The following is a 19101-nucleotide window of genomic DNA, read 5'->3' as shown; positions in this document are numbered from 1 at the left end:
GCAGGATGGGGAACATGCCGAGAAACGCCCTGCGGAACGCCGCTGCCGCCGCCCTCGCCGCCGCGCTGCTCACCACCGCCGCCTGTTCCGACGGGGGCGACGCGAAGAAACCGGGCGCCGACGGCTCCGGCGACACCAAGCCCCTCAAGTGGGGCGAGTGCGACGCCCCCACCGCCCTCCAGGGCGGCGGCCCGACGCCCGGCAAGGACTGGCAGTGCGCCACCCTCGACGTGCCCCTGGACTACGCGGACCCCGGGGGCGAGACGATCCCGATCGCCCTGATCCGCGCCAAGGCGCGGGACCCGAAGAACCGGATCGGCTCGCTCGTCTTCAACTTCGGCGGCCCGGGCGGCTCCGGCATCGCCACGCTGCCCGGCGCGGCCAAGGAGTTCGACGCCCTGCGCGACCGCTACGACCTGGTCAGCTTCGACCCCCGGGGCGTGGGCGCCAGCGCCCCCGTCCGGTGCGAGACCGACAAGCAACTGGACGCGTACTACGCCCAGGACTCCTCGCCGGTCACCCCCGCGCAGGAGAAGGCGTACCTGGACAGCATCAAGGAGTACCAGAAGGCCTGCCGGACGAACTCGGGCCAGGTCCTGCCCTACGTCGGCACCGAGAACGCCGCCCGTGACCTGGACCGGATCCGTCAGGCCCTCGGCGACGAGAAGCTGAACTACTTCGGGATCTCCTACGGCACCGAGCTCGGCGGGGTCTACGCCCACCTCTTCCCCAAGAACGTCGGCCGGGCCGTCTTCGACGCCGTCGTGGACCCGACACAGACCTCCGAGCAAGGCTCCCTCGGCCAGGCCAAGGGCTTCCAACTCGCCCTCGGCAACTTCGCGCAGGACTGCGTGGACCGGGGCGACGCCTGCCAGCTCCAGGGCAGCACCGCCAAGGAGATCGAGGACAACGTCATCAAGCTCCAGAAGTCGCTGGCCGCCAAGCCCATCGCGGGCATCGGCGACCGGCAGCTCACGGAGAGCGCGGCGACCAACGGCATCGCGCAGGCCCTGTACTCCAAGGAGCTGTGGCCGCTGCTGGAGCAGGGCCTCGACGAGGCGGAGGGCGGTCAGGGCCAGCTGCTGATGGCGCTGTCCGACTCCCTCAACGGGCGCGACCAGCAGGGGCGTTACAGCAACATCATGGCCGCCAACACGGCCATCAACTGCGCCGACTCCAAGGAGCGCCACACCCTGGAGCAGACCAGGGCCAAGCTCCCCGAGTTCCGCGCGGCGTCGCCCGTCTTCGGGGACTTCCTCGGCTGGGCCATGCTGAGCTGCACCGACTGGCCCGTGGCGGGCGCCTGGGACACCCCGGACGTCTCCGCCCCCGGCTCCGCCCCGATCCTGGTGATCGGCAACACCGGCGACCCGGCGACCCCGTACGAGGGCGCCCGCAAGATGGTGGAGCGCCTCGGTGAGGGCGTGGGCGTCGAGCTGACGTACAAGGGCGAGGGGCACGGCGCGTACAACAGCGGCGACCCCTGCGTGCAGAAGGCGGTGAACGGCTACCTGCTGGACGGGAAGGTACCGACCGCGAACTCGGTCTGCACGGCGGTCCCGGACGCCACGAAGACCCCCGACGGGCCGCAGGCCTCGGAAAGCACCTGAGCCCGTGACCCCGGGGCCGCCCCGGGGAGAACGCGAACGGGGCCGTACCGCGCGGACGCGGTACGGCCCCGTCGGGGCGTTCGGGGACCGGGGTCGCCCTAGTAGATCGGCTTCTCCGGCTCGATCTGGTGGACCCAGCCGATGACTCCGCCACCGACGTGCACCGCGTCCGCGAAGCCCGCGGACTTCAGGACGGCGAGGACCTCCGCGCTGCGGACGCCCGTCTTGCAGTGCAGGACGATGCGCTTGTCCTGAGGCAGGTCCTGGAGGGCCGTGCCCATCAGGAACTCGCCCTTCGGGATCAGCTTCGCGCCGGGGATCGAGACGATCTCGTACTCGTTGATCTCGCGGACGTCGATGATCTCGATCGGCTCGTCGTTGTCGATCCACTCCTTGAGCTGCTTGGGAGTGATCGTCGAACCCGCGGCGGCCTCCTGGGCCTCCTCCGACACGACGCCGCAGAAGGCCTCGTAGTCGATGAGCTCCTTGACGGTCGCGTTCGGACCGCACACCGCGCAGTCGGGGTCCTTGCGGACCTTGACCTGGCGGTACTGCATCTCCAGGGCGTCGTAGATCATCAGGCGGCCGACCAGCGGCTCGCCCACGCCCGTGAGGACCTTGATGGCCTCGGTGACCTGGATGGACCCGATGGACGCGCAGAGCACGCCCAGCACGCCGCCCTCGGCGCAGCTCGGGACCATGCCCGGCGGCGGCGGCTCCGGGTACAGGCAGCGGTAGCACGGTCCGTGCTCGGACCAGAAGACCGAGGCCTGGCCGTCGAAGCGGTAGATCGAACCCCACACGTACGGCTTGTTCAGCAGCACGCAGGCGTCGTTGACCAGGTAACGGGTGGCGAAGTTGTCCGTGCCGTCGACGATGAGGTCGTACTGGCTGAAGATCTCCATCACGTTCTCGGCTTCGAGCCGCTCTTCGTGAAGGACCACGTTGACGTACGGGTTGATGCCCAGCACGCTGTCGCGCGCCGACGCGGCCTTGGAACGGCCGATGTCCGCCTGGCTGTGGATGATCTGGCGCTGCAGGTTCGACTCGTCGACCTCGTCGAACTCCACGATGCCCAGCGTGCCGACGCCGGCCGCGGCCAGGTACATGAGGGCGGGCGAGCCGAGGCCGCCGGCGCCCACCGCGAGCACCTTGGCGTTCTTCAGGCGCTTCTGCCCGTCCATCCCGACATCGGGAATGATCAGGTGACGGGAGTACCGACGGACCTCGTCAACGGTGAGCTCAGCAGCTGGCTCTACCAGGGGTGGCAGCGACACGGGGGCTCCAGGCGGGTCATCCCCGCGGTCACGGGGAGCATCAAAGGCTAGTTATGTCCCGTAACACTGCCACGCTCCACTTCATTCCGAGACACTCGTCCCGATCCGCGAGACGATTTCGTCCCAGTACCCGGGCATCGAGGCCCACGGGTCCCGGTCCCCGGCGCCCCGCCGGTCGGTGAGCCACACCGTGCCGGCGCCCTGCCAGCGGGCGATCCGGACGGCCTCCTCCAGGTGGGTGCGGGGCACCCCGTGGACGAGGTGGCAGAACCGCTCCGGCGGATGCTCGGCCGTCCACTCCGCCACCTGCGACCAGCGGTAGTCGGCCCAGGCCCCGGAGAAGGTGACCAGCTGGTCGGCGGCCTCCGCGTAGCCCGCGTACGGGTGGGTGCCGTGTCCGAGGACGATCAGCAGCTCCTCGCCGAGCCCGCGCAGCGCGTCCACGACCCGGCGGACGAAGGCCAGTTCCGCCCGGTCGGCGGGCGCGTCGGCGAGGTAGAAGCCGCCGACCCCGTACCAGTCGCGGAACCGGTGCGCGTCGGCGACCAGCTCCGCGAGGGGCCGCGCACCGTCTCGCATGGCGAGATGACCGAGCAGCCGGGGACCGCCGGCGCCGGGGGCCCGCAGCTTCGCCGCCGCGTCGCCGCAGTGCGGGTCGGGACGGCCGCCCGGACCCTCCGTGACGTTGAGGACCGCCCAGTGCAGCGGGGTGCCGGGCCGGGTCAGTTCGGCCCATTCGACGGGGGCGAGCAGGGGGTGGGCGTAGCCCGGGGCACCGAGACCGAGGCGGCCGGCCTCGGTCGCGGCGGCCGCCGGGCTTCCGGGCGGCGTGGTCAGATGCGGCACGCCGCCTCCATCCAGATGTCCGCCAGGGATTCCTCCAGGTTGATCCGCGGTCGCCAGCCGAGCCGGTCGCGGGCGGTGCGCACGTCGGCCTGCTGCCAAGGGCCGCAGCCGTCCGGGTACGGGTAGGGCTGCGGGGCGGTCCCGGCGATCTGCTCGGGCGTCGCCTCGGAGCGCGGCGAACCGATGGCGGCGAGGCCCGGCGGCCGGCCGGGGTGCCCGTGCTGGGGCAGGTCGAGCTCGTGCAGGGCTCCCCCGTACCCGGCGACCCGGGCGAGGACGGCCGCGGCGTCGCGCAGCCGCACCGCCCGGCCGGTGCCGATGTTGACGACGCCCTGGGCGGCGGACAGCGAGGCGGCGTGCACGGCCCGGGCGACGTCCCGTACGTCGACGAAGTCGCGCTGGACGCCGAGGCCGCTCAGCTTGAGCTCGCCGTCCCCGGACTGCATGGCCCGCCGCATGGCCTCGGCGAGCCGGCCGAGCGGGGAGCCTGCGGGGGTACCGGGACCGACGGGCGAGAAGATCCGCAGGACGACGGCGTCCAGCCCCGACCCGAGGACGAGCTCGGTGGCGGCCAACTTGCTGACGCCGTACGGCCCCCCGGGTCTCGGCACGGCGTCCTCGGCCGTGGACGAACCGGGCTGGCTGGGCCCGTACTCGGCGGCGCAGCCGAGCTGGACGAGCCGGGCCCCGCAGCCGCTGCGGCGCAGCGACTCGCAGATGGTGGCGACGGCGACGGTGTTGTGCCGGGTCAGTTCCCGGGCGCCGCCGCGGGTGGCGCCCGCGCAGTTGATGACGACGCCCGGGTGGACGGCGTCGAGGAAGCGGGTGAGCGCGCCGGGGCTGCCCGTGGCGAGGTCGAAGCGGACGTCGGCGTCGTCCCCGCGGCCGAGCGCGGTCAGCTGGACGGCGGGGTCGGCGAGCAGCCGGTCCGCGACGTAGCGGCCGAGGTACCCGTTGGCTCCGATCAGCAGCACCCTCATCGCGCCGCCCCTTGGTTGTTTGGCTGGCCGGTCATCCTGTTTCTCCTTGGTGGTGGGGTTCGGTAGGGGGTACGGCGCTCCGGCGTCGGCTCCGAAGCTCAGGGACGCGCGTGGGCCGAGGCCCGGGACAGCGCGAGGAAGGCGTGTACGAGGAGTCCCGCGGCGGCGGCGGTCACCACCGCCGGGACCGGGACCAGGGCGAGGGCCAGCGCCACGGCCGGCGGAGCGCGGTGCGCGCCGTGGCCGAGCAGCAGCCGGGCCAGGAACAGCAGCACCGCGAGCGGCACCGCCGTGCTGAGGGGCGCTCCGGTCACCGCGGCCGCCCCCGTGGCGGCCGCGGTGAACAGCAGGAGGGTCCCGGCGAGCAGGGGCCGCGCCCCGTCGGCGAAGTCCTCCAGGGCCCGACTGGCGGCGAGCCGGCGCCGGGCCCCGGCGGCGAAGAGGACCGCGGCGAGGTGCCCGGGCGCGACGGCCAGGGCGAGGGCGACGCCGAGGGCGGGTCCGTGCCGGTGCGCGGCCCAGCCGACGGCGGCCGCGCCGAGCAGGTGGGCGACCCAGGGGAACCGGCCGCCGGCGGCGCGCCCGGGCCACACCAGGGCCCCGGCCGTGACGAGCGCCGCGAGGGGGCCGGCCCACGGCGTCCCGGTGGCGGTCGCGCCGACCGCGAGGGCGCCGGGCAGCAGGGAGTACCCGACGCCGCGCAGCGCCCGTCCGGTCGCCGCGCGGCCGGCCGGCGCCGGGGCGGCCGGGACGGGGCGGGCCTCGTCCCGGGGGGTGCGCGCGTACAGCTCCTCCGCGAGGGAGAAGACGTCTCGGTGCCGGAACCGGGCGGCGGTGCGGTCGGTGATGCCGTGCGCTTCGAGTCCGGCGGCGATCTCCAGCGGGTCGACGGCCCGCTCGCAGAGCTCCCGGTGCCGGTGCAGCAGCGACTTGACGGGGTCCCCGCCGGCGGTACGCCGCCGGGGGGCCTGCGGGACGGGCGCCTCGGAGCCCGCGCGGGGATCGAGGTCGGCGGCGGTGGGTAGCGGCTCGACGGGTCCGGCCGCGAGGGGCCGCGCGGCCGGGGCGACCGGGGCGCCGGGTCCGGCCGCCGCGACCGCTGCGACCGGCGCGACGGGTCCGGCCGCCGCGACCGGCAGGACCGGCGCCCCGCCGGAGCCGTGCGCGTCACCCGCGAGGGGGCCGTGGTCGAGGGTGGTCACGCGGTGGCCTCCGTGATCCCGGAGGCGTCGCCGGCGGAGCCGGGGGTCGCCCAGGTGGGGGTGGTCCAGTGGCCCGGGACCCGGGCCTCGGCGGGCTGCTCGAAGGGGATCTCGCCGTCGGGCCGGGCGGAACCGCGGGCCAGCAGCCGCAGGTAGATGTCCTGGAAGGCGCCGACGTTCTGCTCGACGGTGAACAGTTCGAGGGCCCTGGCCCGGGCCGCCGCCCCGAGCCGCTGGGCCCGTTCGGGTTCCCCCAGCAGGGCGAGGCAGGCGTCGGCGAGGGCGCGCGGGTTGCGGGGCGGGACGACGAGCCCGGTCCCGCCGATGACCTCGCGGACGGCGCCGACGTCGGTGGAGACGGTGGCCCGGCCGCAGAACATGGCCTCGGCGAGGGTGATGGGGAAGCCCTCGATCACCGAGGACAGCACCACGATCCGCCCCGCGCCGTACGCGTCGGCCGGCGAGGGCACCTCGGGGCCGCCGACCTCCTCGAAGGTGACCGGGCTCTCCCCCACCGTACGGGCGTCGGCGGCCTCGTAGGGGAAGAGCTGCGCGGCCAACGACTGGCAGTCGGCGAGGTAGTTGACGGCGGTGGCGCCGGGCGCGACGGCCGTGGCGAGGATCCGCAGCCGGGCCCGCGGCGCGTCCTTGCGGACCTCGGCGAAGGCGTGCAGCAGGGCGATCAGGTCCTTGGCCGGGTCGATCCTGCCGACCCACACCAGGGTGTCGGGGTCGCCGCAGCCCGGCTCCTCGCCCACGGCGGCGAATCGGTCCGCCTCCATCCCCGGGTAGACGGTGCGCAGCCGGTCGCGGGGGGCGCCGCAGCGCTCCTGCCAGCGGCGGGCGTGGGCGTTGCCGGGGGTCAGCAGGTCGGCCCGGGCGTAGATCTCCCCGGCGAGGCGGGTGTGGAAGGCGGCGAGCAGGGCGCGGAGCGCGGGCCGGGTGTCGTCGGTGTCGGCCAGGTAGTGGGAGCGCAGTTGCACCCCGTACTCGGTGACCAGCAGCGGGACCCCGAAGAAGCGTTTGGCCAGGAGTCCGGGGAGGGCGGCGACCCCGCCGGCGGCGGCGTGGCAGACGTCGACCGCGCCGAGTCCCTCGCCGCCGTCCTCGTACCAGTCCAGGGACAGCGGGCGCAGCGCCCGTTCCAGTTCGTCGACGAACTCCAGCAGGTCCGGTACCTGCGCCGCCCGGACGGCGCGGCCCGCGCCGCCGGCCCGGCAGGCGGACTCGACGGTGCGCACGGCTGTCTCGGAGCGCAGGGCGGCGTACATCCCGCCCTGTTCGCGGGCGAGTTCGGCGAGTCCGTAGAGCCCGGCGGCGAACGGGTCGCCCTGGCCGGCGCAGACGCCCCGGACCAGGTCCCCGAAGGCTTCGGTGAAGCGGCGCCGCTCGCGGCGGGAGTGGGTGCGCCCGTCGTCGGCGGGAGCCCACAGCGGGGCGGTCCGTACGCGGGTGACGTGGTCGGGGAGCGGGACGTGACCCGCGCCTTCCTGACCGGCGCTGCGGCTCAGCGCGTAGAGCTCGAACTCGTGCTGCGGGAGCCCGCGCACGAGCCGGTCGCACCACAGCCTCGCCTCGCCGGCCGCATACGGATATCCGCCTTCCGTGAGCAGTGCGATCCGCACGGGTGGTACCCCCGATCTCCCTTTCAGGGGGTCGCCGTTGGCCCGGCGACCCGCCGCGGAAGAACTCAAGCGGATATGCCGAAGGCGCGACGGACGGTTGTCCGTCGCGCCACCGGAAGGGGTGAAGAGTCGTAACTTTCCCGTACGGTTCGCGTTCGAGCACGCTAGGAAAGGGTGTCTCCCCGACCTCCCGCGCGCTCCCCCGAACGCGCCCCGACTTCCCGGGCGCGCCCCGGCACGCCCTAGGCGATGGCCTCCTGCCGCGCGCTGCGCCGGTCGGCGGCCAGCGCGGGGTCGAGGGCCGGTACGGCGTCGAGCAGTCGGCGCGTGTACGGGTGGGTGGGCCGGTCGTAGACCCGGTCGACGGGTCCCTCCTCGACGATCAGGCCGCCGCGCATGACGGCGACCCGGTCGCTGACCTGCCGGACCACCGCGAGGTCGTGCGCGATGAAGACGAGCGCGATGCCGAGCTCCCGCTGGAGCTCCGCCAGCAGGGCCGTGACCTGGGCCTGGGTGGTGACGTCGAGGGCGGAGACCGGTTCGTCGCAGACGATCAGCCGGGGCCGGGGCGCGAGCGCGCGGGCGATGCCGACGCGCTGGCGCTGGCCGCCGCTGAACTCGTGCGGGTAGCGGTCGTGGTGCCCGGCCTCCAGACCGACGCGGACGAGGAGTTCACCGACCCGGGAGCGGATCGTGTCCTCGTCGCGTTCCCCGGCGGCGCGCAGCGGGTCGGCGATGGACTCCCCGACGGAGCGGCGCGGGTTGAGGGAGGACACCGGGTCCTGGAAGACCATCTGGGCGCCGGCGGTGATGCCCTTGACCTCGGCGCCCGCGCGGCGGACCTGCCCGGAGGTGGGCGCCAGCAGGCCGACGAGCATCCGGCCGAGGGTGCTCTTGCCGCTGCCGCTCTCCCCGACGATGCCCAGCGTCTCGCCTTCCCGTACGGCGAGGGACACGCCCCCGACGGCGGTGGTCCGGCGCTTGCCCCGGCCGAACTCCCGGCTCAGGTCGAGGGCCTCGACGGCGGGCGCGGACTCGACGGGAGCGGCCCGCAGCCGGGGCGGGCGGGGGGTGTCGAGCCGGGGCACGGCGGCCAGCAGGCTCCGGGTGTACGCGGCTTCCGGCGCGGCGAGGACCTCGGCGACCGGGCCCCGTTCGACGGCGGCGCCGTCCCGCATGACGAGCAGGTCGTCGACGCTCTCCGCGGCCACGCCCACGTCGTGGGTGACGAGCAGCAGGCCGAGTCCGCGTTCCGCGCGCAGTCCGTGCAGCAGGTCGAGGATCTGTGCCTGGACGGTGACGTCGAGGGCGGTGGTCGGTTCGTCGGCGATCAGCAGGCGCGGTTCGCAGGCCAGGGCCATCGCGATGAGGGCGCGCTGGCGCATGCCGCCGCTGAACTCGTGGGGCCGGGACCGGGAGCGTCGTACGGCGTCGGGGATGCCCACCCGGTCCAGGACCTGGACGGCCCTGCTCCGGGCGGCCCGCCGGGTGCCGCCCGCGTGGACCCGGTACACCTCGGCGATCTGGTCGCCGACGGCGTGGTACGGGTCCAGCGCGCTCAGCGGGTCCTGGAAAACCATCGCGGCGGCCGAACCGCGCAGCCGGCGCAGGTCGGCGGCGGACGCCGCGCCCACGTCGATGCCGTCGACGCGGACGGTGCCGCCGAGGCGGGCGCCCGTACCGCGGTGAAGCCCCAACAGGGCTGCTGCGACAGTGGACTTGCCGCTGCCCGATTCGCCGACGATGCCCAGCGCGCGGCCGGGTTCCAGGGTGAACGAGACGCCGTCGACGGCTCGTACGTGGTGGCCGGGCGCGCCGACCGGGAAGTCGACGACGAGGCCGTCGACCTCCACCAGGAGTTCCGTCATGCGAGGGCCACCCTTCGGTCGGCGACGGCGTGGAGGAGGTCGGCGACGGCGCCCGCGATGACGACCGCCGCTCCGATGGCGAGGACGACGCCCACGACCACGGGCAGGTCGACGACGCGCACGCCGTCGATCAGGGTCTTGCCGAGGCCGGGGATGCCGAAGAGGGACTCGGTGAGCACCGCGCCGCCGATCATCGTGCCGAAGTCGACGGCGCTGAGGGCGATCACGGGGGCGACCGCGCCGCGCACGGCGTGCCGGGTGACGATGGCGCGCTCGCCCACGCCGTAGGCGCGGAAGGTGCGGATGTGATCCTCCGCGAGCGTTTCCAACGTCGAACTCCTGGTCAGGCGGGCGTATTTGGCGCTTTCGAACAGGCCGAGGGTGAGCCAGGGCAGCAGCAGGTTCCAGGCCCACTGCTCGGGGTCCTCGCCCAGCGGGACGTAGGTCGGGAAGGGCAGCCACTGGAGGTGGGCGCAGACCACCATGAGCAGCAGCAGGCCGAGGATGAAGACGGGCGTCCCCGTGCCGGCGAGGGTCAGGACGGTCAGGGCCCGCTCGGTGAGGCCGCCGCGGCGCAGCGCGGACAGCAGTCCGGTGCCGACACCGATGACGAGCCAGATGACGAGCGCGCCGACGGCGAGCGAGAGGGTCGCGGGCAGCCGTTCCAGGAGCAGCTCGGTGACCTGCCGGTCGTTCTGGTACGAGAAGCCGAGGCAGGGGGCGTCGCAGTGCAGCAGCAACCCGGCGCCGCCGGAGTAGTCCCGGCCGATCAGGATTCCTTGGAGGAAGCGCAGGTACTGCACGGTCACGGAGTCGTTCAGGCCGAGTTGCTCGCGGACCTGGGCGATCTGCTGCGGGTTGCAGCGCTCGCCGCAGGCGAGGCGGGCGGGGTCGCCGGGGGCGACGTAGAAGAGGGCGTAGATGACGACGGACAGGGCGAGCAGGACGAGCAGGGCGCCGCCGGTCCTTTTGAGCACGAAGCCGATCACGCCGTGCGTTCCTTCCTGGTGCCGACCCGCAGGCGCGAGCCCTCGCGCGGGTCGAGGGCCGTGCGGACGGCGTCGCCGAGGACGGTGAAGGCCAGCACGGTGACGAAGAGCAGCCCGGCGGGGAGCAGGACGTAGGCGGGGTCGGCGCGGAACCAGGTCTGCGCGCTGGACAGCATCTGCCCCCACGAGGGGGTGGGCGGCTTGACCCCGACGCCGAGGAAGGACAGCGAGGCCTCGGCCACCATGGCGGTGGGCACCTTGATCGCCGCGAGGGTGATGACGGGCGCGGCCAGCGCGGGCAGCAGTTCGCGGCGGGCGATCCGCAGCGTGCCGTTCCCGGAGAGCCGGGCGGACTCGACGAAGTCGAGGCCGCTCAGGGCGAGGGTCTGGGCGCGCACCATGCGGGCGGTGCCGCCCCAGTCGAACAGTCCGATGAGCAGGATCAGCAGCAGCTCGCGGGGGAAGTCGGGCGGGACGACGGCGGTGAGGGCGATGCCGATGACCAGCATGGGCAGCGCGATCATCACGTCGGTGAACCGGCCGATGAGCCGGCCGACGAAGCGGTTGCCGAGGGCGGCGGCGAGTCCGACGGCCACGCCGACGGCGATCTGTACGACGGTGGCGCCGAGGGCGACGAGCAGCGAGACCCGCGCTCCGTACAGGAGGCGGGTGAAGAGGTCGCGGCCGGTGCCCGGTTCGACGCCGAGCCAGTGGTCGGCGGAGACGCCGCCGAAGGAGCCGAGGGGGACGCCGCCGCGCGCGGAGTCGACGAGGTCGTCGTGGTAGGCGTTCGGGTCCTGGCCGGTGAGCTGGGCGAACAGCGGTGCGGTGAGGGCGAGCAGCACGAGCAGTGCCAGGACCGCGGCGGCGGCGATCGCCGAGGGGCGGCGCAGCACCCGGCGCAGGACCTGGCGCGCGGCGCCCGCCGCCGGGGTGAGGACCCCGGCGGCGGACACCGGCTTTTCGATCAGGACGCTCACTTGACGGAGACCTGCGAGATGTCGAGGACGCCGGTCCAGTCGCTGATGACGACGTTCTTGACGTCCTTGCCGACGAGGCGCTTGTAGACCGGGTGGAAGAGCGGCACGTCGAGGGCCTGCTCACCGATCTTCTTGTCGAGGGCGCCCCAGCGCTTGCCGGCGGCGGCGAGGTCGGTGAGCTTGGCGATCTCGTCGATCTCGGTGTTCACGGCCGGGTCGTTGAGCTGGGCGTGGTTGTAGTTGGAGCCGTTGGTGACGATCTGCCGGCCGTCGAAGATCGGGGCGAGGAAGGGGGCGCCGGAGGGCCAGTCGGCGCCCCAGCGGGAGAGGAAGAAGCCGGGCGTGTTCTTGACGTCCCAACGCTTCTCGTTGAAGGCGTTGTTCTCCAGGCCCTCCAGCTTGACGGTGATGCCGGCGGCGGCGAGGGCCTGCTGCACGGCGGTGGCGACCTCGGGGCTGGTCTGCCGGTTCTGCGCGGTGGAGTGGGTCAGGGTGATCGTGAGGCCGTCGGGGTGGCCCGCTTCCTTGAGGAGCTCCTTGGCCTTCTCCGGGTTGCCGGTCCTCCCCGCCGGGAAGTGGTCGTAGGCGGTGAAGCCGAAGGCCTCGCGTTCGGGCAGGAAGGTGGTGGCGGGCTCGGCGAGGGCGGAGCCGCCGGCCGCGTTGATGACGCTGGTGCGGTTGATCGCGTAGGAGATGGCCTGGCGGACCTTCGGATTGTCGAAGGGGGCGACCTTCGGGTTGAAGGCCAGGTAGTTGATGTAGCCGAAGTGACCAGTGCCGACGCGGGAGGCCAGTTCCTTGTTGTCACCGATCTGCGCGAGTTCGGCGGGCCCCAGGTTGGTGTCGGTGGTGACGGCGGCCGCGTCGGGGCCGGAGCTCGTGGTCAGCCGCTGGTTGATGACGGCGGCGTCGAGCCCGGAGCGGACGTCGATCTTGTCGGGGTAGGCCTTGCGCTCCTCGTCGGTCTTCTCGTCCCAGTGCTCGTTGCGCTCCAGGGTGAGGTGTTCGCCGTCGCCGTCGTTCTTGACGACCTTGTACGGGCCGGAGGAGACCGGGTGCTCCTCGTACTTGACGCCGGTGTCCTTGGCCTTGGGCACGGGGGCGAACTGGGTCTGGGTCGCGAGGAAGGGGAACTCGCCCTCGGGCTTGCGGAGCTTGAAGACGATGGTCCTCGCGTCCGGCACCACGATGGAGTCCAGGCCCTTCCCGCCGTCCTTGTAGGGGCCCTCGTAGCTTTCGCCACCGACCAGCCAGTCCCTCAAGTAGGGCGCGCCGCCCGAGAGTTCGGCCGCGAAGGACCGCTCGATGCCGTACTTGATGTCGGCGGTGGTGATCGGCGAGCCGTCCTCGTACTTCAGCCCCTCCTTGAGGGTGTACGTCCACTCGGTGGCATCGGCGTTCGGCTTGCCGAGGTCGGTCGCGAGGTCGGGAACGACCTTCGCGCCGGCCGGGCCGTCCTCGCGGTTGCGGGTGGTCAGCGTGCGGAACACCAGCGAGGGAACGTTTCCGCCGCCCGAGGTGTAGAGCCGCGCGGGGTCGAAGTCGCTCTGCGGCTCGTTGTTGAGGACGGTCAGGGTGCCGCCCTTCTGCGGCGCGGCCCCGGTGGCGCCCGGCTTGCCTTCGGCGGCGGCCTTGTCCGTGGCGTCCTCGGGTCCGCACGCCGCGGCTCCCCCGGCCAGTACGAGGCTGACGGCGACAGCGGCGACGCGGCGCGCTCTGTGGGACTGACGGGCTGGACCGACGGAATGCATGGGAAAAGGGACCTCTCGGCATGGAGTGGGATGCGGAAAAGGCCACGCGAGGGGCAGCTGTCGCCGGTCGGCGAACGGAAGGGACCGTCGAAAGGGTGCAGCCGCGCCCGCGGGCAGGAAATACCCGGGCGCGGCGAGGCAGTCGGTGAGGAAGTCGCGCGCTCAGGCAGGCGTCAGCGACAGGAGATGTCGGCCACGCTGTGCGCGGCCACACCGAGGAGCGCCAGCTCGATGGCGGCGCTCGCGAAGAGGGTGTGGCGGTGCGACATGCGGAGAACAATTACCGATGAGCGGACACCTTGTCAACGAAACGACCGGCCCCGGTTCCGCGCTTTTGCGTCAACTCCCTGGAAAAACCCAGGGATTGGGCTTGCATTGAATATTGTTGATGTTGAGGGATTTCGTCTGCTGCTGCATGATCGGCGCGAGCGCGCCCGGTGTCTGGCAGCTCACGTGCCCGTGTCCGAGCCGGTGCCCGACCTCGTGGTTGATGAGCATCTGGCGGTAGGCCAACATCTGGTCCGGCCCGAAGGTCGTCGAGCCCTGGGCCCAGCGGAACGCGTTGATCATCACGCGTTCGGTGGAGGCGGAGTCGCAGGAGACGTTGTCGACGGTGGTGTCCAGCGAGGACTTGGCGCACCACTGGCCGGTCGTCCCGGGGCTGGCCAGAGTGATCACGAACTGCACCTCGCCGGCCGGGACCCGTTCGAAGGTCATCTGCCCGCCATGGGCCCAGCTGCGCGGGTCGTTGAGGGTGCGCTGCACGGCGTCCGCGAAGAGCTGTTGGTCCATGCCGAGCCCCTGCTCGACGTCGACCCGGTAGCGCACCACCTTGCCCTTGCCGGGCGCCTTCTCCACGCCGGGCACGGTGTCGAAGGTGCCGGGGCCCTTCAGTTGGGCGTCGATCGGCAGCCGCAGCGCCATCTGCTGTTCGTACGTCAACGGCTGCGCGGGCGCGGGCGCGGCCACGACCGGCGGGGAGTCGGGGGTGGGGCGGCCCTCGGAGCGGTCCGTACGGCCGCTCATGGCCCGGTCGGCGCCGTCGCCCCCGGCGATCGGCGTACCGCCGCCGGACTCCCCGTCGAGCGCCACCTGACCCGCGACGACGACGGCCAGCACGGTGGTGACGGCAGCGGCGGCCATCCCGGTGTACGTCCGGAACTTCGCCCCGCGCCCGGGGCCGGTGCGCTCGTCGGGGGCGGCCGGCTCGGGCTCCCGCGGCCCGGGCACCAGGGGCGCCGCCAACGGGTCGGGAGCGGGCCGACCGGTCACGAAGGGATCGTCGGCGAAGGGGCCCGGAGCGCGGGAGGCGGTGACGAAGGGATCGGTGACGAACGGATCCGGTGCGACCGCCGCGCGGGCGGCGGCCGCGGGCGCCGCGGTCGTGCGCGGCGGCGCCGAGACGTACGCGGAGGCCCGGGGGACGCCCCGCCGGTCCCCGTGGACGGCTTGGGGACCCGTTTCCGTCAGCGGGTTCGCGCCCCAGGCCCCGCCGGGTTCGTGCTGCTCGGGCCGGCCGCCGGGCCGCGCGCCGGGACCGGAACGGGCCGGCGGGACGTACCCCTGGTGGATGACGGTGGGCTCGGGCGTCCGGCGCGGTCCGCGCGGTTCCTCGTGGGGGGCCGCGGCCCCCGCCGAGAACTCGCGGGCTCCGGAGGCCCCGTAGGGCGCCGGTTCGTACAGGTCGCCGGGGAGGGGGCCGTAGGGATCCTCGTACGGCGCGGCCTCCGGCCGCGGCGGGCCGTCCGCCGGAGCGGGAGCGGCGGGTGCGGCGGCCTTGCGACTATGTCGTCCCACGGTCCTCAGCCCTTGCCGTCTTCGGTATCTCGATCGGTGTCGTGCAGCAGCTCCCGGAAGGCGGTGGCGACCACGTCCGGGTACTCCATCATCGCCACGTGCCCGGCCTCGGGAAGGCACAGCAGCCGCGAACCCCGGAAGGCCGCGGCGGCCTTGCGCGCCATACGGTACGAGACCAACTGGTCCCGGCCACCGTAGACCAACAGGGTCGGCGCGAGCACCCGCTGGGCCTGACGCCACAGTCCGTGCTGCCCGCCGAGGGTGTAGGCGTCGACGATCCCCCGCGACGAGCGGGCCAACGCGTCCCAGAAGTACGGCAGCGCCATCCGCCGTTCCATTTCCTCGACGGCCCAGCCGAAGCCCTCCGGCGTCACCCGTGCGGGGTCCCCGTAACAGAGCGCCGTCACCCCCCGGGTGCGCTGCTCGGCGGTCAACCCGCGGGTGAGGCGCGTGCACAGCGTGGCCATGCCGGGCAGCGCCAGCAGGGCGGTGGGGACGGCCGATCGCTGCACGCGCAGCTCCGGCAGCGCCGGCGACACCAGCGTCAACGTGCGCACCAGGTCGGGCCGGACGGCCGCGATCCGGGTGGAGACCGCACCGCCGAGGGAGTTCCCGAACAGGTGGACGGGCCCGCGCCCGGCGGCGTCGAGGTGGCGGATGACGGCGCGGGCGAGCGCGGTCAGCGAGTAGTCCCGGTCGGCGGGTGGCGGCGACCAGCCGAAGCCGGGGAGGTCCACGGCCTCGGCGTCGACGCTGTCGGCCAGCTGCTCCATGAGCACCGACCAGTTCTGGGAGGAGCCGCCGAGTCCGTGCACGAACAGCGCGGGCGGCAGACCCTCCCGTACGGGTGGCCGGAAACGTACGTTCAGCTCCAGGCCCGGCAGCGTCACGGTGCGCAGCCGCTCCCCTTCGGCCACCCGTACCGCCCCCACCTGGGGGTTCGGCTCGACGGTGGACCGCACACCCGGCAGCTCGGTCGAAGACATGCGGCAATGTTACGAGAGGATCACGCCGACCCCCCGGACTTCCCTTGTGTTCGCGGTCACAGGACCACCTGGCGGCCCATCGCCGATCCTCCTAGGCTCGTAGGTGAGGTACGAGCGAAGGCGAGGGGAGCGCGATGACAGCCGACCCTGCGGAACCGGACACCTTCCGGGGGAGGACTCCGGAGATCACCGACCCCGAGGCGCCCGAGGCGGACGTCGTGGAGCAACAGGCCGAACTCCAACCGCAGGAGGACGACCCGTTGTCCGGCCTGGAGGCGGGCGAGGCACCCGAGGCGGACGCCGCGGAGCAGGCCCGCGTCGTCCCGCTCGACGAGGAGGACTACCGCTGACGGTCCCCCGGCGGCCCGCCCACGGCCCGCGCCCGCCGCTGACCAGCGTGTCCGGCAGGTCCGTACCGCGAGAAAACTCGGCTTGAACCCACCAGATCGGGTTACCGAAAAGTACGATGGCGGCGCGGCGCAGAGCGCACTGTGTACTGAAAGAAAGTGGGAGGCGGCGTGACAGCCATCGAGCAGACCGAGGCAGCGCGTCCGCGGGGCACGCGACTGCCGCGTCGCGCCCGGCGCAACCAGCTCCTGGGCGCGGCCCAGGAGGTCTTCGTCGCACAGGGTTACCACGCCGCCGCGATGGACGACATCGCGGAGCGCGCCGGCGTCAGCAAGCCGGTGCTCTACCAGCACTTCCCCGGCAAGCTCGACCTCTACCTGGCGCTGTTGGACCAGCACTGCGAGGCGCTGCTGGTCGCGGTGCGCACGGCGCTGGAGTCGACCACCGACAACAAGCTGCGCGTGGCCGCGACGATGGACGCCTACTTCGCGTACGTCGAGGACGAGGGCGGCGCCTTCCGGCTGGTCTTCGAGTCGGACCTGACGAACGAGCCCGCGGTGCGCGAGCGCGTCGACCGGGTCTCGCTCCAGTGCGCCGAGGCGATCTCCGACGTCATCGCCGAGGACACGGGCCTGTCGAAGGACGAGTCGATGCTGCTGGCCGTGGGGCTGGGCGGGGTCTCCCAGGTGGTGGCCCGCTACTGGCTGTCCAGCGCGAGCCCGGTCGCCCGGGACACCGCCGTGGACCTGCTGACGTCGCTGGCCTGGCGCGGCATCGCCGGTTTCCCGCTGCACGGTACGGACGCCTGACCGGCACCTGTTCGCTGCCAGCGTGTCCGCCGCGAGCCGATCGTGTCCCCTCACCGGGCTAATGTGGACCGGGTACGGCGCGGCTGATCGCGCGAACCGGACCGTCGGAGGGACAAAGCCGTGGAGGTCAAGATCGGCGTGCAGCACGCACCCCGGGAGATCGTGCTGGAGAGCGACCTGAGCGCCGAGGAGCTGGAGAGCATCGTCTCCGCCGCGCTGTCGGGCACGGCGCCGCTGCTCAGCCTCACCGACATCAAGGGCCGCAAGGTCCTGGTGCCGTCGGACCGCCTGTCGTACATCGACCTGGGCGAGCCGAGCGTGCGCAAGGTCGGCTTCGGAGCGCTCTGAGGCACCGAGAACTGAGAGGAACGGCCCGGCGGTTGACTCCGCCGGGCCGTTTCCCTTTGTTCCGCTTCGGGTAGGACCGCACTGACCGCTTGCCCCGACGCATGGGAGTGACCAGATGCTGCTGATGGAGGCGCTCGGCTCCGGTCTACTGGGTCTCGCCCTGGCCGGCGCGGCCGTACGGATGCTCGCCCCGCGGCTGCCGTCCCCCGCAACCGTCCTGGTCAGTGGTGCGGCGGGGGCGCTCTTCGGGGCCTACCTCACGCACACCGCGCTGGGCCCGGGGCACAACACCCTGGCCTACACCTTCCTCGGCGCCGCCCTGGTCTCGGCCGTCGTGCTGTCCCTGCTGCTGCGCCCGGCCCCGCATCCGGGGAGGCCGCACCGCCGGGCTCCGTTTTCGATTCCGTCGCGGGGCTGAGAGGCCGACGCCGAAGCGCCCGCGGGAGCCCGGGACGGGGCTCGAGGGGCCGCACGAGGGGGCCTGAACAGCCGAACGGGGGCCCTGCGGGCAGGACCCCCGAACCTCCGCGCCCGTGCTGCCGTCAGGCGGCCAGGCCCAGTGCGGCCATCCGCTTGGTGTGCGCCTTCGTGATCCGGGTGAACATCTCGCCGACGGCCGCCAGGTCGAAGCCCGCCGCCATTCCGTCGACGCCGCCGACCAGCATCGTGGACAGCGCGTCGCGCTCGGCGACCACCCGCTGGGCCTGCGAGAGCGCCTCGCCCATCAGTCGGCGGGCCCACAGCGCGAGCCGGCCGCCGCAGCGGGGGTCGGCCTCGATCGCGGCGCGGACCTTCTCGACGGCGAAGCCGCCGTGGCCGGTGTCGTCGAGGACGCCGACGACGAGCGCGCGGGTGTCGGTGTCCAGGTGGGTGGCGACCTCGCGGTAGAAGTCACTGGCGATCGAGTCGCCGACGTACGCCTTGACCAGGCCCTCCAGCCAGTCCGACGGGGCCGTCTGGCGGTGGAAGTCGTCGACGCCCTTCGCGAAGGGCTCCATCGCGGACGTCGGCTCGACGTCGATGGCCGCGAGTCGCTCGCGCAGCCGCTCGAAGTGGTGGAACTCGGCGGAGGCCATCTTCGCGAGTTCGGCCTTGTCGTCGAGGGTGGGTGCGAGCTTCGCGTCCTCCGCGAGCCGCTCGAACGCGGCGAGCTCTCCGTAGGCCAGCGCGCCGAGGAGGTCCACGACGGCGGCCCGGTACTGGGGCGACGCCGAAGCCGTCGCCCAGTCCTGGGCGGCGATTCCGTGCGCCTCGGCGGGGGCGCTGTCGTCGGCGGGAGATGCGTTTTCTACGGTCGACATGCTCCGCACAATAGCCGCCCGAAAGGCCGCACAAGTCACCACACCTGCACACTGTCAGTCCGTGTAAACGCGCCTACCCGGTGAATTCACCCGACACAGCTGCGCGATTCCGAGGTACAGTGGTAATGCGCCTGCCGAATACTCGGCGGGCCATCCGAATGAGGATGCCCGGTCGGTGGCCCGATCGGCTCCAACCCGACCGCCCTCGGTGTGGTGCGTACGTACATGCGTACCGCCTCCGCACGAGGGGCCCCCTCAGCGGCAGAAGCGCTTGAGCGAAGGCTAGTGGTCCCGCGCAGCTTCGTACGTAGCAGTACTGCAAGCACGGCACGGTACGACCCCCCTCGCCGCCTCGCGCCGCGTCTCACAGAAGAGGCAGCACCC

General features: G+C 73.1%; 18 protein-coding genes. 5 read left to right on the top strand and 13 right to left on the bottom strand.

Going from position 1 to position 19101, the window contains the following annotated elements:
* Window positions 1-14 precede the first annotated feature (14 nt).
* Window positions 15-1610, top strand: a complete 1596-nt coding sequence (locus tag ACFY0I_RS02375; protein ID WP_388888970.1) for an alpha/beta hydrolase — start codon at window positions 15-17, stop codon at window positions 1608-1610.
* Between the two features lie 98 nt (window positions 1611-1708).
* Here the strand turns inward: ACFY0I_RS02375 and moeZ are convergent, their stop codons facing one another.
* From moeZ to ACFY0I_RS02315, 12 genes are all read right to left on the bottom strand, one after another.
* On the bottom strand, window positions 1709-2887 hold the full coding sequence (gene moeZ / locus ACFY0I_RS02370) for an adenylyltransferase/sulfurtransferase MoeZ (RefSeq protein WP_281209676.1): 1179 nt from the start codon (window positions 2885-2887) through the stop codon (window positions 1709-1711).
* Between the two features lie 81 nt (window positions 2888-2968).
* Entirely contained in the window at window positions 2969-3733 is a 765-nt protein-coding gene (locus ACFY0I_RS02365; RefSeq protein WP_388888966.1) for a spherulation-specific family 4 protein, read from the bottom strand.
* Window positions 3721-4713 carry an NAD-dependent epimerase/dehydratase gene (locus tag ACFY0I_RS02360; protein ID WP_362877493.1) on the bottom strand — a complete coding sequence of 331 codons (993 nt, stop codon included), beginning with the start codon at window positions 4711-4713 and terminating at the stop codon, window positions 3721-3723. Before ACFY0I_RS02360 ends, ACFY0I_RS02365 begins: the two co-directional genes overlap by 13 nt.
* A 98-nt stretch (window positions 4714-4811) precedes the next feature.
* On the bottom strand, window positions 4812-5915 hold the full coding sequence (locus ACFY0I_RS02355) for a hypothetical protein (RefSeq protein ID WP_388888964.1): 1104 nt from the start codon (window positions 5913-5915) through the stop codon (window positions 4812-4814).
* Entirely contained in the window at window positions 5912-7540 is a 1629-nt protein-coding gene (locus ACFY0I_RS02350) for a DUF3492 domain-containing protein (RefSeq protein ID WP_388888962.1), read from the bottom strand. The genes ACFY0I_RS02355 and ACFY0I_RS02350 overlap by 4 nt, the downstream gene beginning before the upstream one ends.
* A 242-nt stretch (window positions 7541-7782) precedes the next feature.
* Window positions 7783-9408: a dipeptide ABC transporter ATP-binding protein gene (locus ACFY0I_RS02345; RefSeq protein WP_388888960.1), complete on the bottom strand. Its 1626-nt coding sequence runs from the start codon at window positions 9406-9408 to the stop codon at window positions 7783-7785.
* Window positions 9405-10397: an ABC transporter permease gene (locus tag ACFY0I_RS02340; protein WP_388888958.1), complete on the bottom strand. Its 993-nt coding sequence runs from the start codon at window positions 10395-10397 to the stop codon at window positions 9405-9407. Before ACFY0I_RS02340 ends, ACFY0I_RS02345 begins: the two co-directional genes overlap by 4 nt.
* Entirely contained in the window at window positions 10394-11368 is a 975-nt protein-coding gene (locus tag ACFY0I_RS02335) for an ABC transporter permease (RefSeq protein ID WP_388889307.1), read from the bottom strand. Before ACFY0I_RS02335 ends, ACFY0I_RS02340 begins: the two co-directional genes overlap by 4 nt.
* Window positions 11369-11373: 5 nt before the next feature.
* Entirely contained in the window at window positions 11374-13128 is a 1755-nt protein-coding gene (locus ACFY0I_RS02330) for an ABC transporter substrate-binding protein (RefSeq protein WP_388888955.1), read from the bottom strand.
* Window positions 13129-13301: 173 nt separating this feature from the next.
* Window positions 13302-13397 (bottom strand): Ms4533A family Cys-rich leader peptide, encoded by a 96-nt coding sequence (locus ACFY0I_RS02325; protein WP_319189154.1) that lies wholly within the window; start codon window positions 13395-13397, stop codon window positions 13302-13304.
* 70 nt (window positions 13398-13467) lie between these two features.
* Window positions 13468-14925 (bottom strand): DUF3152 domain-containing protein, encoded by a 1458-nt coding sequence (locus tag ACFY0I_RS02320; RefSeq protein WP_388888951.1) that lies wholly within the window; start codon window positions 14923-14925, stop codon window positions 13468-13470.
* A 5-nt stretch (window positions 14926-14930) separates the two neighbouring features.
* Window positions 14931-15911 carry an alpha/beta fold hydrolase gene (locus ACFY0I_RS02315; protein WP_388888949.1) on the bottom strand — a complete coding sequence of 327 codons (981 nt, stop codon included), beginning with the start codon at window positions 15909-15911 and terminating at the stop codon, window positions 14931-14933.
* A gap of 134 nt (window positions 15912-16045) precedes the next feature.
* On the opposite strand from ACFY0I_RS02315, the gene ACFY0I_RS02310 reads away from it, so the two are divergent.
* From ACFY0I_RS02310 to ACFY0I_RS02295, 4 genes are all read left to right on the top strand, one after another.
* A complete protein-coding gene (locus tag ACFY0I_RS02310; RefSeq protein WP_388888947.1) occupies window positions 16046-16261 on the top strand; it encodes a hypothetical protein in 216 nt (71 codons plus the stop codon).
* 168 nt (window positions 16262-16429) lie between these two features.
* Window positions 16430-17068, top strand: a complete 639-nt coding sequence (locus ACFY0I_RS02305; RefSeq protein WP_388888944.1) for a TetR/AcrR family transcriptional regulator — start codon at window positions 16430-16432, stop codon at window positions 17066-17068.
* A gap of 120 nt (window positions 17069-17188) precedes the next feature.
* Window positions 17189-17416 (top strand): DUF3107 domain-containing protein, encoded by a 228-nt coding sequence (locus ACFY0I_RS02300; protein ID WP_281209304.1) that lies wholly within the window; start codon window positions 17189-17191, stop codon window positions 17414-17416.
* 115 nt (window positions 17417-17531) lie between these two features.
* Window positions 17532-17834, top strand: coding sequence for a hypothetical protein (locus ACFY0I_RS02295; protein ID WP_388888940.1), 303 nt, complete (start codon window positions 17532-17534; stop codon window positions 17832-17834).
* 124 nt (window positions 17835-17958) lie between these two features.
* On the opposite strand, the gene ACFY0I_RS02290 is transcribed toward ACFY0I_RS02295, so the two are convergent.
* The gene (locus ACFY0I_RS02290) at window positions 17959-18717 is read right to left on the bottom strand and encodes a ferritin-like fold-containing protein (RefSeq protein ID WP_388888937.1); all 759 of its coding nucleotides are present in this window, start codon (window positions 18715-18717) and stop codon (window positions 17959-17961) included.
* Window positions 18718-19101: the final 384 nt, after the last annotated feature.

This window comes from Streptomyces sp. NPDC001568 (assembly GCF_042893755.1).
In the GTDB taxonomy this organism is placed as follows: Bacteria; Actinomycetota; Actinomycetes; order Streptomycetales; family Streptomycetaceae; genus Streptomyces.
This window is presented reverse-complemented; position numbering and strand designations above follow the sequence as displayed.